We start from the raw sequence: 15616 nt of genomic DNA, 5'->3' as shown, positions 1-15616 counted from the left end.
TTCGCCCGCAGGCGGTGGCACCGTGTGGGGGGTAGGGGGATAGGGGGTGGGTTAGGGGTTTGCTCTCCCGACGTTCCGCATAGGGTGGGGTCTGATGCCGTGTGACAATCCTGGAATGCCTGCCGAATGAGTACGGGCTCGGCTGGGGTGGATTCCGGGAGATGTTGAACGGAACTTGCGGGAATCACCCTTCTTGCAAGAATCACTCTTCGAGGCGGGAGCGAGAATGCTGACTTACACGGGACATTCCGGTTCGTTCGCCGGAAACGGACGGCAGGACCTTCTCGTCCGGCATGGCAGCGAATTGTTCGTGTATCCGGGAACCGGTGCGCTCGACGGCCTGAAGACCTATGGCGAACGCATTCTGATCCACGCGGACCTCCAGCCCGACCATTATCTGTGGGTCGGTGCCGGTGATTTCACCGGCGACGGGCGGTCCGACGTCTTCGCGCTCACGATCGAGGAACAGGGATATATCTTCCTGAACCGTGGCGGACTCGACGGGCCGAACACCCTGGCCGACCCCGTCCACATCGGCGGGAAACTCCCCGACATCGCCTACGACACCATCGCCCTCGCCGACATGAACGACGACGGGAAAACCGACATCATCGGCCGGCAGGCCGGTACCGCCAGAATCGACATCATTCCGTTCGGCGGTGAAGTGGACGGCCTGCAGAGCTTCGCCCCGCCGATCCGGCTGGCCACGCTCGGTCCCACCGACATCCCGCTCGGCGCCGCCGATGTCACCGGCGGCGGCCGCGTCGAGCTCCTCGTCCTCCGCGACAACGGCGACCTCGCCGTCCACCGCCCGGCGGACCGTGGTTTCGACGCGGACGGTGAACCGCTCGGCGAGGGCGAATGGTTCACCCTCGGCCACGGCTGGGACGACCTGCGGATCGTGGACGTCACCGACATCAACGGGAACGGCCGCCCCGACCTGCTCGGCCTCCGAGCCGACGGCACCCTGGTCGCCCATGCCCACAGCGGTACCTTCGATCCCGCCGATCCGAGCGGCCTCTACGGCGAGCCGGTGGTCGTCGCCGAGGGCTGGGACGACGTCAACGCCATCAGCTGAGCGGGGCGCGCGCCACGACGCAGCCCGGCCCGGCTCGACGACGCATCACCACCGAGGCGGGCCTCAACCCGTACGAGGTTCCCCGGGACTTCCTCATCGAGACCGAGCCGTTCAGCCCGCGAAACGGGTTGCTCTCCGGCATGCGCAAGCTGCTGCGCCCCGCGCTGACGAGGCGCAACGGCGAGCGCCTCGAAGCGCTGTACACCGAGTCGGCCGAGCGCGAGAGCGGCGAACTCCAGGCGCTGTGCCGGGAGGGCCCGGCCCGGCCGGTACCCGAGACCGTGCTCCGGGCCGCCCGAGCGCTGCTCGGACACGGGCGGGAAGATCTGCACCCCGGCACCCGCTTCCTCGAACTCGGCGGCGACAGTCTCTCCACGCTGACGTTCGCCCGGCTGCTCTAGGAGATCTTCCACATCGACGTCCCCGTCGACGTCGTCATCAACCCGGTCAACACGCCTCCGGCAGGTGGCCGGCCACATCGAGCGGGCCCTGGCGTCGGAGCGCCGGCGGCCGACCGCCGACAGCGTCCACGGACCCGGTGCGACACGGCTCTCGGCGGACGATCTGACACCGGACGCGTTCCTCGACGCGGAGACGACCATGGCGAGGGCCGACAAGCCGGCCGTCCCCTGCCGCCGGCCAGGACCGCCCTGCTGACCGGCGCCAACGGCTACCTGGGCGCTTTCTGTGCCTCGAGTGGCTGGAGCGGGTCGCGGAGCGCGGCGGCAAGCTGGTGTGTCCGGTCCGCGGCAGCGCGGCCGAGCCGCCCTGGGTACGGCTCGACGCGGCCTTCACCAGTGGTGACCCGGAACTCCTCCGGCGCTACCACGCCCTGGCCGCCGAGCACCTGGAGGTGATTGGCGGCGACATCGGTGAGGCGGACCTCGGCCTCGACAAGGAACCGGTGCCTGGCCTGTCCGGGGTGTGACAGCCGTGCCCATCACAGCTGACAACGCGTCCGCGATCCGCACAGGTCAGACGCGCACGGTCTCGCGGGGCCCGTTGGCGCCGGAAGCGCGTGCGTAGCCGACGAGGGCGCCGGCCCGGGCGGTGAGGGGGAGGCGTGCGGAGGCGCCTGCGGTGAGGGAGACGTCGGCGCCGACGATCGGGGTGAAGGCGGTGCCGGGGGAGCGGGCGCAGTCGAGTTCGCCGAGGATGACGGTGGCGTCGAGGCCGCCGCCGTGGACCCGCGGCAGGTCCGTGTGGTGCTCCCACAGGGGCGCCCGGTGCCGGTCGGCGTCGGGCAGGGCCACCCACAACTGCGCGCCGTGCAGCAGGCGGGCGTGCTCGCGCGGCGACTCCTCGGAGTGGGCGATGGCCCGCCCGGACGTCATCAGCCCCAGTTCCCGCGGCCGCACCGTCTGCGGGCTGCCGAGGCTTCACGGTGCGGGACCTCGCCCTCGTGCAGCCAGCTGACGGTCTGCAGACCCATGGGGATGCGGCGCCACCTGCATCCCCGGCCGGCCGGCGATGTCGTCGGGCCCGTAGTGGTCGACGAAGCACCAGGCGCCGATCACGCGCCGTCCCATGCCGGGCAGCAGCCGCCGGACCATGGTGCTCTCACCCAGCGGGACGCTCTTCGCCCGCAGCAGCTCGTGCACGGGACGCGCGGTGACGTCCTCCCGGCCGCCGCACGGAGTGGGGGCCGGATGAAGAGCGAGGTTGCTCATGGCAGCACTGGGCCATGGGCGGTGTCCGGTCACCGCGGGCCGTCGGGATTCCGCTGCCTTCCCGCGGTCCGCGTCGTGGCAGCGCGGCGGGCCGGCCGGATTCCGGGAGGGTGGCCTGTGGCAGCCGTGGCATACGGCACCACCGTGACGGAAGGACGGAGCCGCCATGAACCCGCGACCCACCCCCCGCGTCCACGTGCGACGCGTCTACGATCCTCCCCGGCCCGCCGACGGCACCCGGGTCCTGGTCGACCGCCTCTGGCCGCGCGGCCTCGCCAAGGAGGACGCGCACGTCGACCAATGGCCCAAGGAGCTCACGCCCTCCACAGAGCTGCGCCGGTGGTACCACGGCCCCGACGGCACGTTCGACGAGTTCCGCCGCCGCTACGAGGCCGAACTCGCCGAGCCCGAGGCGGCCGAGGCCCTCGAGCGCCTGCGCGGCCTCGTCGCCGAAGGCCCCGTCACCCTCCTGACCGCGGCCAAGGACCCGGCCCACAGCCATACGGAGGTGCTGCGCGGGCACCTCGGCGGGTGAGGGACAGACCAGGGACACCGGGGGCTCCAGGGGTACCAAGAGCACCAAGGAAGCTATGAGGCCGACCGCGCACGTTGTGTCGCGTCGGGGCGCCCGGCCCGTCAGCAGGTACTCGGTGACGATGGTGTCGACACACGCGTTGCCGTGGCGTATTGGCCGTGGTCGCCGTCCAGGACGGTCACCAGGCGGGAGCCGGGCAGGGCACGGTGGTCGAGCGCGCGGAGCGCCGTCGCCAGCGCGGGGAAGCCTTCCCGCGCCCTGTACATGGCCTGGATCGTGCCGTTGTCCAGCTGGTTCGGACCGATGACGGTCGTGCCGACGGTCAGCGGGTGCTCGGCCGGCGCCCGCCGGCGCGCCTCCCACCCGGCCTTGACCTCCTCCGCCGTCCGCCCGTAGTGGTAGACGGCGTCGTACTTCGCCGGCCACGGCAGGAAGCCGAACCGCTGCCGCAGCGCCGCCAGTCCAGCCGCTGCTGCGCGTACCGCGCGGGCACCCGCGCCTCCACCGCGTCCCCGGCCACCGCGTCCCCGGCCCGCGCGACGCCGGCCGGGAGCGCCGCAGCGGCCGGCACCGCCGCCGTCGTTCCGGCCGGCGCAGCCAGGCCCCTCCACCGCACCCGCGGCCCCCTTCGTCCGCCCCACGCCTACGCCATCTGACCCCCCATCGGTGTCGGCACCGATCCTCGTGCCGGGGCGCGGTCCCGTTCCCTGCACGTGGCATCCGACTTGAGGGTGGTACTGGCGCCCCGACGGCCTGCTACGTCACCGGAACTACTCGAGCCATTTCCGGTCGAGCGCCATGCTCCGGATCCTGTCCAGGCTGAGCGGCGGCTCGGCACGGGTGACCGGACCGCTCTCCGCGAAGGAATTGATCTCCCGGACCAGGACGCGGCGGCCGTCCTTGCGGAGGGTGTCGGCGGTCCAGACGACGGCGTCGCCTCCCTTCTCCGACGGAGTGCGGGTGACCTTGACCCGGGTCCCGTCCGGCAGGGTCCGGGCGCGGCAGTCGTCGCCGGCGTCGGACGGGCAGGTCATATGGCCGCCCAGCGCCTCCGTCATGTCGTCCTGCACATCCGCTTCGATCATCGACTTGCCGTGGCCGTCGTCGTACACGAGTTGGACGAGTGCGTCGTCGGAGTGCAGATCCGTGATCCGGCCACCGGGCGGCAGCAGGGAGAGCAGCACCCGGGCCGGGCGCCCGTCCGAGGCGGTGCGCCCCCCGGACGAGGAGGGGCCGCCGGCCGGCGGCAGGGCGTCGACGGCCTTGTGCCACGCCGGACTCCGCACGATCGAACCCAACTGGTCGAGGGTGAGGGCCGGGTCGGCGCCGCTCTCCGTGGCCTTCTCGTCGCCGCCCCCGAACTCCTGGAGCAGCAGGGACACGCCGTCCTTGGTGACGAGCTCGGCGTACCAGCGCCGCTGGCCGGTGTCACCGGTGGGGCGGGTGAAGGACCGGGTGGTGTACAGCGTTCCCCCGCCGGGGAGTTCGCGTGCCTCGCACCGGTCGTACGGGCGGACCTGGACGGGCAGGCAGCCGTCCGGCCGGTCGCCCGGGGCCGGCCGCCGGATCGCGATGTCGAGAGCCGTGGCCCCGTGCGCGCCGGTGTAGGTGAGCTTGGCGGTCAGGGCCTTCCCGACGTCCGCCGAGCCGGTCCCGCTCGCGCCCGTGACCGTGCCGCCCTTCGGCAGCAGGCTCGTGAGCGTCGCCACCATCTCCTGCCCGCTGACGCGGGTGGGGGACGGCCGCGCGGTGCGGGGGTCCGCGGGACGGACGTCCTCGGCCGGCGCGGCTCCGCCGGCCCCGCCGGTGTCCGGCAGCAGGGTGCCGCCGAGCGCGACGAGCGTCAGCGTGGCGGCTCCGGCACCGGCCTGGAGGAAGCGGGCCCGGCGCAGCCGGCGCCCCCGGGCGGTGGCGCGGTCGACCAGACCGGGGGAGGGCGGCGGGCAGGCGTCGGCCGCGTTCTTCAAGGCGGCGGACAGCCGCCGCTCCAACGCGTCGTCGTGGTCGTCGAGGGGCATGGACAGCTCCGTTCGTACGGCTCGAACAGCGGTGACCGGGCAGCAGGCGGTGCCGGGCACCTCGGTGGATCCGCGGTGGGAAAGGGGGAGTGGGGCGGGTCAGCGGACGGCCGGCTCGGACAGCTCGTCCCCGAGCAGCTCGCGCAGCCGCCGCAGGGCGCGCAGGCTCCGCACCCGTACCGCGCCCTGCGAGATCTTCATCGCCGCGGCGGTCTCTTCCACCGTCCGGTCCTCCCAGTACCGGAGTACGAGGACGGCGCGGTCTTTGGCGGCCAGCCGCGCCAGACCGTCCAGCAGCGTCAGCCGCAGCTCCACGACGTCGGCGCGGCCGGCGGAGTCCGGGAACCAGTCGCTGGGACGCTCGCGCGAACTGCGCAGCCGCCGGTGCGAGAGGAACGTCCGTACCAGCACGGTGTGCGCGTAGGCGACGGGCGACCGCCGGCGGTCGATCCGGCGCCACGACCGGAACATCTTGGCGAGGGTCTCCTGGACCAGGTCCTCCGCGAGGTGCCAGTCACCGCCGGTCAGCAGGCATGCCGTGCGGAACAGATAGCCGCTGCGCGCGGTCGCGAACTCCAGGTAGTCGCCGGGTGCTTCCCCCACCGTGTTTCCTTCCGTGATCCGATCTCTCCCCCTGTACGCGGTGGGGGGCGTCCGGCGTTACACGGAATCTTCACCGGTGCGCGGGTGACTTCCGCCGGCAGGCGAGGTCGCCTCCGCGCGGATCCGTCCCGGCCGCGTCGTCACCGCGGACGGCCCGCGGTGCCCGGCGCGAGCAGCCGGTCCAGGGCGCGGCGGGTACGGGCGGGGGCCTCCGGGTCGGCGAGGAGCTGCAGCTCCTGGTTGAGGGCCAGGTAGCAGCCGACGAGTTCGTACGTCACCTGCTCGGGGTCGGTGCCGGCGGGCAGGTCGCCGGCACCGACCGCGTGGCGGACCTCGGCCGCGAGGCGGCGGCGCCAGACGCGGCTGAGGCGCACCACCGCGTCGCGCACCCGGCCGCCCCGGGCGTCGAACTCCACGGAGGCGGTGGTGAAGAGGCATCCGCCGGGGAAGACGGCGCGCTCGTGCTCCAGGTAGCCGATCCACGCCTCGCACACGGCGCGCAGCCGCGGCAGGCCCGGCGCGGCGTCCGCGGCGGGGTGCCAGACGGCGTGGACGAAGACCGCGGAGGCGCCCTCCAGGACGGAGAGCTGGAGGGTCTCCTTGGTGCCGAAGTGGCCGAGGATGCCGGCCTTGCTCATGCCCAGGTCGGTGGCGAGCCACCCGATGGTCAGCCCCTCCAGGCCCTCCACCGAGGCGATCGCGATGCCGCGGTCGATGATGCGCCGGCGGGTGGAGCGGGCTTCGGCGGCGGACTTGCGTGGGCTCATCCGGCCATCCTAGCCATCCGGCCGGCATTTAGCTTCCGACCGGTCGGTTGCTATATTCCGGCGTGGCGGCGCCTCGCCCGGCCGGACCCCGGGCGCGCCGCCCTTCCTGCCGACGCGCGGCGAAGCAGACCGAAGCAAGGAGAACGACCGTGCCGGGATCCCGTATCACCGCCCTGGGCCACTACCAGCCGTCGCGCGTCCTGACCAACGACGACCTGGCGGGCATGGTCGACACCAGCGACGAGTGGATCCGCCGCCGGACCGGCATCGCCACCCGGCGGATCGCCGCCGAGACGGAGTCGGTCGCCGACATGGCGACCGCCGCGGCGGCCAAGGCCCTCGCCGCGGCCGGCCTGGCGCCCTCCGACATCGACCTGGTCACGGTGGCGACCTGCACCGCCGTCGACCGCTGCCCGTCGACCGCCGCCCAGGTCGCCGGACGCCTCGGCATCCCCTCGGCCGTCGCGTACGACCTCAACAACGGCTGCGCCGGCTTCTGCACCGCCCTCGCCACCGCCGACCACTCCCTCCGCGCCGGCGCCGCCCGCCACGCCCTGGTCATCGGCGCGGAGAAGATGTCCGACGTCACCGACTGGACCGACCGCAGCACCTGCGTCCTGCTCGGCGACGGCGCGGGCGCGGCCGTCGTCAGCGCCGCAGGCCACGAGGGGATAGGCCCGGTCGTCTGGGGCTCGGACCCGACGCGCGCCGACGCCGTCCGGCTCGTCGGCGACTGGCGCCCGCGCTTCGCCCAGGAGGGCCAGACCGTCTTCCGCTGGGTCACCACCGAACTCCCGGCCCTCGCCCGCGAGGCGTGCCGCCGCGCGGGCCTTGCCCCGTCCGACCTCGCGGGCCTGGTCACCCACCAGGCCAACCTGCGCATCATCGAGTCCGTCGCCCGCCAACTCGACCTGCCCGACCACGTGGTGGTCGCCCAGGACGTCGTCGACTCCGGCAACACCTCCGCCGCGTCCGTCCCCCTCGCCCTCGCCAAACTGACCGAGCGCGGCGAACTCCCCAGCGGCGGCCCGGTCCTGCTGATGGCCTTCGGCGGCGGGATGTCCTGGGCGGGGCAGGTCGTCACCTGCCCCTGAGGGGGGGCGTTCCAGGCCGGTGCTCACTCAGGCCTCCGCCGGAGGCTGGTGGTCGGAGGTAGGTGGTCGGCGCCGGCCGTCGTCGCGGCCGCCGCGCCATCCGCGCGGCTCAGGCCCCGGCCGCGGATCTCCGCGGCGATGGCGACGGCGCGGGCGGGGACCACGGCCGTCGTGCGGAGGAGAAGGGCGACCGGAGTCGGCGGGCGTCCGCGGGGCGGAGACCGGGTCAGCCGCGCGCCGCGGTCTCGGAGGGGAGTTCGCCGAAGCGGGCGCGGTACTCGCCGGCGAAGCGGCCCAGGTGCGAGACGCCCCACCGGTAGGCGATCGTGCCGACCGGGTCGGTGGAGGCGAGGATGTCCTCGCGGATCCGGTCGAGCCGCAGGCCGCGGACGTAGGCCATGGGCGGCAGGCCGAGCCGGCCGCGGAACGCGGCGCTGAGGGTCCGTGGACTGCAGCCCGCGGCATCGGCGATGCCGCCGAGGCTGATGCGCTCGGCGAGGTTCGCTTCGATGTACGCGAGGGCCGCCCGCAAGGAGCGCGGGAAGCCGGACCGCGGACCGTCGCGCAGCTCGTCGGTGTGCGAGTGCGGCTGGGCCAGGAGCAGGGCGGTGACGAGACAGCGCAGCTGGCCGCGCCGCAGCTCCGCGCGCTGGAACAGGGGGTCTCCCGAGTCGAGCTGTTCGAGGAGGGAGTGGATCAGCAGTCGCACCGTCCGCCCCTTGGACCCCGCCAGGTCGAGGGCGAAGTCGAAGCGCACGGTGGACGCCGGCGGACGCCCGGTCAGCGCGGTGAATTCCCGCCGGACCAGGGCGGCGTCGATCCGCAGGCCCAGGAATCGCGTCCTCCGGCTGGGCAGGGGACGCAGTTCCTGGGTGTCCCCGGGGTTGGCGACTCCCGCCGTCGACTCGTCGAGGGTCGCCCGCAGACCCTCGCACGATGCCGAGATGGCCCCGCACACCCCGACGTTGACGAAGTAGGAGCCGCCGTCACGGCCCCCGGCCGAGGCGACGCGCACACCGAGCGGCGAGGCGAAGCAGCCCACCGCGAAGTCGTGCGCGGCCGTGCCGCGCAGTTCGTGCTCGCCGCCGCTCAGCTCGCCCAGGGGCGATGTGGCGACGGCCCCGCCGAACAGCCGGGCGGCGGCGTCGAGCAGGTCCACGGGGTTGCGAGACCTGGTGATGAGGTGGTTGCGCAGCGGCGTCGGCACGATCGTGTCGGTCATCTCTCCAGGATCCATCGCCGGTCATGGCCACCGGGCCCGCGCTTGCCTCGGGGCCCCTCGCCGAGGTGGCCGCCGGGGAACATCCGGGCCGCCTTGGGGCCTCGTTCCGGCGCTCCCTCGCGGTCGCCGCGCTGCTCGGTCCCGCGCGCCCGGGCCGCGAAGTCCGCTGCCCCCGTCGGCCGGTGTCCGGCCCAGGACTCCGCATCGACGGGCCGGACGGTCATGCGGGCTCGGCCATCAGCCGGTGGCAGGAATCGACCAGCGGGTACGCCGCGTGGTGGCGCCGCGCCCGTTCCAGGCGAACGATCGCCACCGAGGTCTCGACGAGCGTCCGGCACCTTCGCGCGCGCCGGCCGGCGAACGCCCGGAGCGCCGCGCCGACGGACTCGTGCCGCCCGAGCTCCCGGGCCAGCACGAGCCCGTCCTCGACGGCCAGGGCGGCGCCGCCGGCCGTCTGCGGTGCGGGCGCGTGCGCCGCGTCGCCGATCAGCACACTGTTGCCCCGGTTCCAGGCGCCCGCCACGAGCATCGTCAGCACCGGGCGGCGCACCACCGATTCCGACGTGGACACCAGGGCGCGGAGCTCCTCCACCCGGTCCGGGAAGGGTGCCAGCAACCGCCGCAGACGCGGGGCGAGTTCGGCGTCGGGCAGGACGCTCCGCTCGGCACCGTTCTCCGTCAGGAACACGTACGCCTGCCCGTCCGAGAGGGGCACGAGACCGGCGGTGCCGGCCTTCCCCGCGAACTCGTGGATCCCGGTGGCCCACGGCGGGCGTGGTACCAGAGCCCGCCAGACCATCTGCCCGTGACAGCCGGGCGAGGTCTCCAGCCCCAGCAGGCCCCGCGTCGACGAGCGGATCCCGTCCGCGCCCACGAGCAGCGCGGCGTGCCGGACCGTCCCGTCCGACAACCGTACGCGGACCGGTTCCCGCTCCGGATCCACCGCGGTGACGGTCACTTGGTGGCGTATCACCACACCGCGCCGCTCGGCTTCCGCGCGCAGGACGCGGTACAGTGCGGGACGCGCGATACCGGCCATCGCCGGCCGTCGCGCACCGATCAGGCGCGGCAACCGGACCTCGTCCACGGGCTCACCGCGCACGTCCACACGCGTGATCGTGCTCATGCCGTAGCCCTCGGCCAGACACGCGTCCGCGAGACCCAGCTCGTCCAGCGCGCGCAGCGAAGGACCAGTGAGGCACAGCCCCCAACCGGAAGCCGCCTCCGGCGGTCCGGCCTCGGCGATCTCCACCTGCCATCCCTCGCGTGCCAGGGCGATGGCCGCTGCCAGACCGGCCACGCCCGCACCCACGATCACGGCCGTCCGCGCATCGCGACAGTTCTCCATGTACGCCTCCAGAACGCCGGTTCCTTCCGGAACCGTAGGGCGCGTCGGCCCTCCGCCTTATCCGAGTCGGGCGACGGCCGTCCGCTGTCGGCAAGCGGTCTCCGACACCCCGGGGGATGCGGGGAGTTGCCCCCTCCCGCGCGAGAAACAAGGGCACGGCGCACCGCCATCGGACGGGTGCCGGGGAGCGCGTCACGGCGCACATACACCCGGGGTGCGCTTCCCCGTTCGGGTGAGATCGCGGACGAGGGCCGCGCGTCCGGAGAGGCCGTGGCTACCGTTGCCCGATCGGGCTGTGGCGCTGGGGGGCGGACATGGAGCTGAAACGGTGGCTGGCGTACGGGGTCGAGGCGTTCGAGGCGTGGACCCGGTCGTACGAGGAGTACGCGGCCCACCCGGCCCTGGAGGTCGGCGAGGAAGCCTGCGCCGAGGCGTTCGCCGAACTGGCCGGCAGGCTGCGCGGCAGCTACCCGTTCTTCCACCCCTGCTACGCGGGACAGATGCTCAAGCCCCCGCATCCGGCCGCCGTCGCCGGGTACCTCGCCGCGATGCTCGTCAACTCCAACAACCACGCGCTGGACGGCGGCCCCGCCACCTCCGCCCTGGAGGAGGAGGCCGTCGGTCAACTGGCCTCCATGCTGGGCCTGGAGGAGACCTTTCTCGGGCACCTCACCAGCAACGGCACCGTGGCGAACCTGGAGGCGCTGTTCGTCGCCCGGGAGAGCCGGCCCGGGCGTTCCGTCGCGGTCGGCACCGAAGCCCACTACACGCACGCGCGGATGTGCCACCTGCTGGGCGTGCGGGTGCGTACCGTGCCGGCCGACGGCGCGGGACGGATGGACGTGGCGGCTCTGGAGCGGCTGCTCGCCTCGGGGGACGTAGGCACCGTCGTCGTCACCGCCGGCACCACGGCGCTGGGCGCGGTCGATCCCGTGCACCGCATCGTGCCGCTGGCGCGGCGGTACGGTGCCCGCGTCCATGTGGACGCCGCCTACGGCGGGTTCTTCACGCTGCTCACCGACGACCCGCTCCTCGACGAGGACACCGCCGACGCGCTCCGGGCCGTCGGGCGGAGCGACTCGGTGGTGATCGACCCGCACAAGCACGGGCTCCAGCCCTACGGCTGCGGCGCGGTCCTCTTCGCCGACCCCACGGTGGCCCGCTTCTACCGGCACGACTCTCCCTACACCTACTTCACCTCCGCCCGGCCGCACCTGGGCGAGATCAGCCTGGAGTGCTCGCGGTCGGGAGCCGCCGCGGCCGCCCTGTGGCTGACGCTCCGGCTGCTGCCGCTCACCCGGCAGGGGCTGGGCGGAGTGCTCGCCGCGGGGCGCCGGGCGGCCCTCCGATGGGCCGATCTGATCGCCGGCACACCCTATCTGGAGCTCTACCAGCGACCCGAGCTGGACATCATGACGTACCACCCGCGCACCGAGCCCGCCGCTCTGTCCCGCATCGGCACCGCGTCGCGAGAGGTGATGCGGCGTGGCATGGAAGCCAAGGAGAACCCCGTCTTCCTCAGCGTCGCACGGGTCGACGCGGACGCCTTCACCCGGCGCCATCCGCACGTCGTACGCGATGCCGAGGACACGCACGTCCTGCGCAGCGTCCTGATGAAACCGGAGAGCGAGCCGTATCTGGACCGCCTGCACCACCGCGTCGCGGACCTCGCGAAGCCGGCGGAGTGACCGCCCGCGAGAACGACGACGGCCGGTACGCCGGAATCCTCCGCGAACCGGCACGCCCGGCATCGCCATGGCGCGGCGCGATCGCCGTCATCACGGCAGCGTATGCGGGCGGTACGCGCCCGTCGGTGCCTCACCCCAGCGCGCCCACTCGCCCCAGCACCCGTCCCGGGAGGAAGAACCGTGCGACACGGACTGAACGGAGGCGTCGGCGGCGGCGAGCCGGCCGCGGAGCACACCGGAGACCTCGAGGGGATCGACGCGGACACCGGCCGGAAGCTGCTGGACGGCCTGCTCGACGAGGCCGTGTGGCTGGACCACTGCCCGTTCGTCAGCGCGTCGTTCGGCCCGGCACCGGCCTGGCTGCGCCATGAACCGGTTTCCGCGTTCCGGCCGTTGTCCGCGCCGCCCGCGCCCGCGAGCCTCCGGGGCACGCCAGGGCGGCGTCGTGTGTGCGTCTCCTTCGCGCCCGAGCACGGCCCCAACGCCCGTACCTGGGCCCGCACCCACGGCTACCGGCTGCTCGCGCCGGACGCCGGGGTGACCGCCTGGGCGGCGGACAAGATCAGCGTGCTGGAGCTGTTCGGGGAAGCGGGAGTGGCCACCCCGCCGTGCGTGATCGTCCCCGCGACCGGGCGGGAACCGGCGCAGGCGTACTGGCACGACGACTGGCCCGGGGCCGTGGCCCAGCGCAGGGAGAACAACCTGATCGGCCGGGGCACCGTTCCGCTCGCCGCCCCGGCCGACCTCGACCGCCGCCTCGCCGACTGGCCGGACGAGCCGGTCCGGCTCAGCCGCCGGGCACCCGGGATCTCCCTGACCGTCACGGCCTGCGCCGGACCGGACAGGACCGTCGTCTCGGCCGTCTCCCACCAGTTGGTGGGACTGCCCGAACTCGCCGCCTCCTGGGGGACGCACTGCGGCAACCGGCTCGTACACCCCGGCGATCTGCCGGACGGGCTGTACGGACGAGCCCGGGAGGCGGCGCGGCGCGTGGGCGAGGTGCTGCGCGGCCGAGGCTTCCGGGGCGTCTACGGCCTCGACCTCGTCGAAGAGGACGGCAGGCTCCTGGCCGTCGAGGTCAACCCCCGTTTTCAGACCGTGGTCTCCCTCGTCCAGGCCGCCGAGCGCGCGGCGGGACTCCTGCCCACGCTGGGGCTGCACATCCTCTCCTTCCTCCTGCCCGCGCTGCCGCCGTCCGTGCCGAGGACGCTGCCGTCGGAACCGTGCCGCCCGAGCCAGCTCGTCGTCCACGCCCCCGAGGACACCACGCTGCACCGCCTCGCCCCCGCCGGGCGCTACCGGCGTGCCGGCCGGGCGGTGACAGGCCCGCTCGCCGCGCCTGCGGACCTGGCCGAACTCCACGACGACGAGGCCCTGTACTGGGCCGTCGCCCGCCCGGGCCCGGTCACGGCCGGCCAGGAGCTGGCCCTGCTCCAGTTCCGGCACCCCGTCGCCCCGCTCGAACCCCGGCCCCGCCTCCACCCGGAGGCCCGGGAATGGATCACCTTCTTCCACGACCGGTCGGGGACAGGAGAGGCGGGAGGAGCGGGAGGAGCGGGAGAGGCCGCGACGCCCCTGCTCCGGCTGCCCGAGGGGCCGATGCGCACGGCGGGCCTCCACGCGCTCGACCTCATCATCGAGCGGTTCACCACCGCCCGTGCACGCCCGCCGCTGTGCGTCCCGTCCCCCGACGACCTACGGGCCGCCCTGGACGAACCCCTGCCCGAGACCGGCACGGACGACCTGCGCCCCCTCCTCGAACGCGTCACCCGCGACGCCCTCGGCCAGGCCACCCGCCTGGACCACCCCCGGAGCTTCGCCTTCACCCCGGCCACCGGCAACTTCCCGGCCGTCCTCGCCGACGCCCTCGCCTCCGCCTATCTCTCCGTCCCCGGGGCGTGGCTGGTCGGCGCGGGACCCACCCAGCTCGAACTCACCACGCTCGGCTGGCTCAAGGCACTGCTGGGCCTGCCCGAGGAGGCCGGCGGCCTGTTCGTCAGCGGCGGCTCCGTCGCCAACCTCACCGCCCTGGCCGTCGCGCGCGACCACCACCTCGGCGACGACCGCTCCCGCGCCCGCCTCTACTGCTCCACCCAGGCCCACCCCTCCGTCGCCCGCGCCGCGCACCTCCTGGGCCTCACCCGCGGGCACCTCTCCGTCGTACCGGCCGACCGCGCCCTGCGGCTCGACCCGGTGGAGGTCGCGCGGCGCGTCACCGACGACCGCGGCGCCGGCCTGCGCCCCTTCGCCGTCGTCGCCACCCTCGGCACCACCGGCACCGGCGCCGTCGACCCCCTCGACGACCTCGCCGACCTCTGCGAACGGGAAGGACTCTGGCTCCACGTCGACGGCGCCCACGGCGCGGCGGCGGCCGCCACCGCCCGCGGCCACGGGCTGCGCGCGGGACTGCGCCGCGCCGACTCCCTCACCGTCGACCCGCACAAATGGCTCTTCCAGCCGTACGAGATCGGATGCGTCCTCCTACGCCGCCCGGAGCTGCTGCGCGCCACCTTCGACCTGGCACGCCACACCCTGGACAGCGGCTACCTGGCCCCCACCGGCCCCCGGGGCGACGAGGTGAACCTCTCCGACTACGGCCCCCAGCAGAGCCGCGGGCTCCGGGCCCTGAAGCTGTGGCTGTCGTTGAAGACCTTCGGCGCGGGAGCCTTCCGGCAGGCGATCGAGCACGGCATGGACCTGGCCGAGCACGCGGCGGCCCTGATCAGGAACCGGCCCGAGCTGACGCTGGTCACACCGGCCAGCCTCGCCGTCCTCACCTTCCGCTACCACCCGGCCGACGCCCCGCCCGGCTGGGACGCCGACGCCGCACAGGAGTACATCAGCCGGGCGGTGTGCGCGGAAGGCGAGGCGCTGCTCCTCACCACCCGGGTGCACGGTGCCACGGTGCTGCGCATGTGCACCGTCAATCCCGGCAGCACCCGGGACGACGTCGCGTACGTACTCGGTCAGGTGGTTCGCCACGGCCGCCGGTCGACGGGCGCGTTCGGAGAGTCGACTGGCGCCCTCGAAGAGTCGTCGGGCGCGCTCAGAGGATCGTCAGCGTCGAAGGACCGGTGATCTCCCGCACTCCCCGGTCCGTGGCGCACGCCGGCACGTCGAGCGTGAGCTGGGCACCGGGAGAGGCGACGGTCCGCCCCCGGAACGCGCCCGAGACCACCTTGCCGACCACCAGCACGACCGCCTGCCCGGCCACCTGCTGGACAGTCCCCATGGGATAGAGCACCACGCTCCTCTCCCCGTTCCTCCAAGTGATCTTCTCCACCGTGGTGGCCTCCGAGGCGAAGCACCCGTTCACACCGCCGCCCCTGATGACGGACGTGGCGGAGGCGAATCCCGGTTCGGCGGACGTGCAGGTGTAGGTGCCCGTCCCGGAGATCCGGGTCCTTCTCGCCTGGAGGCCGAGCCCCGGGGAGAACCCGATGGTGTTGGTCCCCACGCAGCTGACGGCCGCCGCCGCCCCGTGCGCCTCCGCCGTGGACGGCCCGGCCGCCGCCATCCCCACGGCCAAGACCGCACCCCCGCACCTCATCACCCACGACCTCACCCGGCGCATGACACACCCTCCCCGCTCG

General features: G+C 73.9%; 14 protein-coding genes and 2 pseudogenes. 8 read left to right on the top strand and 8 right to left on the bottom strand.

Annotated elements, in window-relative coordinates; all coding sequences use genetic code 11:
* The first annotated feature begins 226 nt into the window (after positions 1 to 226).
* From ACH4PU_RS35085 to ACH4PU_RS35070, 4 genes are all read left to right on the top strand, one after another.
* Complete coding sequence (locus ACH4PU_RS35085; protein WP_398281729.1) at positions 227 to 1078, top strand: FG-GAP repeat domain-containing protein; 852 nt, start codon at positions 227 to 229, stop codon at positions 1076 to 1078.
* 140 nt (positions 1079 to 1218) lie between these two features.
* The gene (locus ACH4PU_RS35080) at positions 1219 to 1479 is read left to right on the top strand and encodes an acyl carrier protein (RefSeq protein ID WP_398281726.1); all 261 of its coding nucleotides are present in this window, start codon (positions 1219 to 1221) and stop codon (positions 1477 to 1479) included.
* Between the two features lie 64 nt (positions 1480 to 1543).
* Entirely contained in the window at positions 1544 to 1735 is a 192-nt protein-coding gene (locus tag ACH4PU_RS35075; protein WP_398281723.1) for a hypothetical protein, read from the top strand.
* 76 nt (positions 1736 to 1811) lie between these two features.
* The gene (locus ACH4PU_RS35070; protein ID WP_398281720.1) at positions 1812 to 2006 is read left to right on the top strand and encodes a hypothetical protein; all 195 of its coding nucleotides are present in this window, start codon (positions 1812 to 1814) and stop codon (positions 2004 to 2006) included.
* 124 nt (positions 2007 to 2130) lie between these two features.
* Here the strand turns inward: ACH4PU_RS35070 and ACH4PU_RS35065 are convergent.
* Positions 2131 to 2748 (bottom strand): annotated as a pseudogene (locus ACH4PU_RS35065) (pirin family protein); the annotation flags it as partial.
* Between the two features lie 166 nt (positions 2749 to 2914).
* Between ACH4PU_RS35065 and ACH4PU_RS35060 the strand changes: the two are divergent.
* Entirely contained in the window at positions 2915 to 3283 is a 369-nt protein-coding gene (locus tag ACH4PU_RS35060; protein ID WP_398281717.1) for a DUF488 domain-containing protein, read from the top strand.
* A 105-nt stretch (positions 3284 to 3388) separates the two neighbouring features.
* On the opposite strand, the pseudogene ACH4PU_RS35055 reads toward ACH4PU_RS35060, so the two are convergent.
* The 4 genes and pseudogenes from ACH4PU_RS35055 to ACH4PU_RS35040 form a co-directional block, all read right to left on the bottom strand.
* Positions 3389 to 4003 (bottom strand): annotated as a pseudogene (locus ACH4PU_RS35055) (hypothetical protein); the annotation flags it as partial.
* 50 nt (positions 4004 to 4053) lie between these two features.
* Entirely contained in the window at positions 4054 to 5301 is a 1248-nt protein-coding gene (locus ACH4PU_RS35050) for a hypothetical protein (protein WP_398281714.1), read from the bottom strand.
* A gap of 99 nt (positions 5302 to 5400) precedes the next feature.
* Entirely contained in the window at positions 5401 to 5904 is a 504-nt protein-coding gene (locus ACH4PU_RS35045) for a SigE family RNA polymerase sigma factor (RefSeq protein ID WP_398281711.1), read from the bottom strand.
* Between the two features lie 140 nt (positions 5905 to 6044).
* Positions 6045 to 6671 (bottom strand): TetR/AcrR family transcriptional regulator, encoded by a 627-nt coding sequence (locus tag ACH4PU_RS35040; RefSeq protein ID WP_398281708.1) that lies wholly within the window; start codon positions 6669 to 6671, stop codon positions 6045 to 6047.
* A 149-nt stretch (positions 6672 to 6820) separates the two neighbouring features.
* Between ACH4PU_RS35040 and ACH4PU_RS35035 the strand changes: the two genes are divergently transcribed.
* On the top strand, positions 6821 to 7765 hold the full coding sequence (locus ACH4PU_RS35035) for a beta-ketoacyl-ACP synthase III (RefSeq protein ID WP_398281705.1): 945 nt from the start codon (positions 6821 to 6823) through the stop codon (positions 7763 to 7765).
* Between the two features lie 226 nt (positions 7766 to 7991).
* Here the strand turns inward: ACH4PU_RS35035 and ACH4PU_RS35030 are convergent, their stop codons facing one another.
* Together ACH4PU_RS35030 and ACH4PU_RS35025 are read right to left on the bottom strand one after the other, a co-directional pair.
* Positions 7992 to 8987 carry an AraC family transcriptional regulator gene (locus ACH4PU_RS35030; RefSeq protein ID WP_398281702.1) on the bottom strand — a complete coding sequence of 332 codons (996 nt, stop codon included), beginning with the start codon at positions 8985 to 8987 and terminating at the stop codon, positions 7992 to 7994.
* Between the two features lie 220 nt (positions 8988 to 9207).
* A complete protein-coding gene (locus tag ACH4PU_RS35025) occupies positions 9208 to 10335 on the bottom strand; it encodes an FAD-dependent monooxygenase (RefSeq protein WP_398281699.1) in 1128 nt (375 codons plus the stop codon).
* A 314-nt stretch (positions 10336 to 10649) separates the two neighbouring features.
* Between ACH4PU_RS35025 and ACH4PU_RS35020 the strand changes: the two genes are divergently transcribed.
* On the top strand, positions 10650 to 12023 hold the full coding sequence (locus tag ACH4PU_RS35020; protein WP_398281696.1) for a pyridoxal phosphate-dependent decarboxylase family protein: 1374 nt from the start codon (positions 10650 to 10652) through the stop codon (positions 12021 to 12023).
* Between the two features lie 180 nt (positions 12024 to 12203).
* Positions 12204 to 15101 (top strand): pyridoxal-dependent decarboxylase, encoded by a 2898-nt coding sequence (locus ACH4PU_RS35015; protein WP_398281693.1) that lies wholly within the window; start codon positions 12204 to 12206, stop codon positions 15099 to 15101.
* Here ACH4PU_RS35015 and ACH4PU_RS35010 read toward each other — a convergent pair.
* The gene (locus ACH4PU_RS35010) at positions 15070 to 15552 is read right to left on the bottom strand and encodes a hypothetical protein (protein ID WP_398281690.1); all 483 of its coding nucleotides are present in this window, start codon (positions 15550 to 15552) and stop codon (positions 15070 to 15072) included. The two genes, ACH4PU_RS35015 and ACH4PU_RS35010, sit on opposite strands and share 32 nt — an antisense overlap.
* Positions 15553 to 15616: the final 64 nt, after the last annotated feature.

The sequence above is a fragment of the Streptomyces sp. NPDC021100 genome (assembly GCF_044333095.1).
Classification (GTDB): domain Bacteria; phylum Actinomycetota; class Actinomycetes; order Streptomycetales; family Streptomycetaceae; genus Streptomyces.
Note: the sequence above shows the minus strand (reverse complement) of the source record. Positions and strands in the feature narration are given on the sequence as shown.

Coding starts and splice junctions, on each gene's coding strand:
- ACH4PU_RS35085 (WP_398281729.1), top strand. CDS start 227: ATGCTGACTTACACGGGACATTCCGGTTCGTTCGCCGGAAACGGACGG.
- ACH4PU_RS35080 (WP_398281726.1), top strand. CDS start 1,219: ATGCGCAAGCTGCTGCGCCCCGCGCTGACGAGGCGCAACGGCGAGCGC.
- ACH4PU_RS35060 (WP_398281717.1), top strand. CDS start 2,915: ATGAACCCGCGACCCACCCCCCGCGTCCACGTGCGACGCGTCTACGAT.
- ACH4PU_RS35050 (WP_398281714.1), bottom strand. CDS start 5,301: ATGCCCCTCGACGACCACGACGACGCGTTGGAGCGGCGGCTGTCCGCC.
- ACH4PU_RS35040 (WP_398281708.1), bottom strand. CDS start 6,671: ATGAGCCCACGCAAGTCCGCCGCCGAAGCCCGCTCCACCCGCCGGCGC.
- ACH4PU_RS35030 (WP_398281702.1), bottom strand. CDS start 8,987: ATGACCGACACGATCGTGCCGACGCCGCTGCGCAACCACCTCATCACC.
- ACH4PU_RS35025 (WP_398281699.1), bottom strand. CDS start 10,335: ATGGAGAACTGTCGCGATGCGCGGACGGCCGTGATCGTGGGTGCGGGC.
- ACH4PU_RS35020 (WP_398281696.1), top strand. CDS start 10,650: ATGGAGCTGAAACGGTGGCTGGCGTACGGGGTCGAGGCGTTCGAGGCG.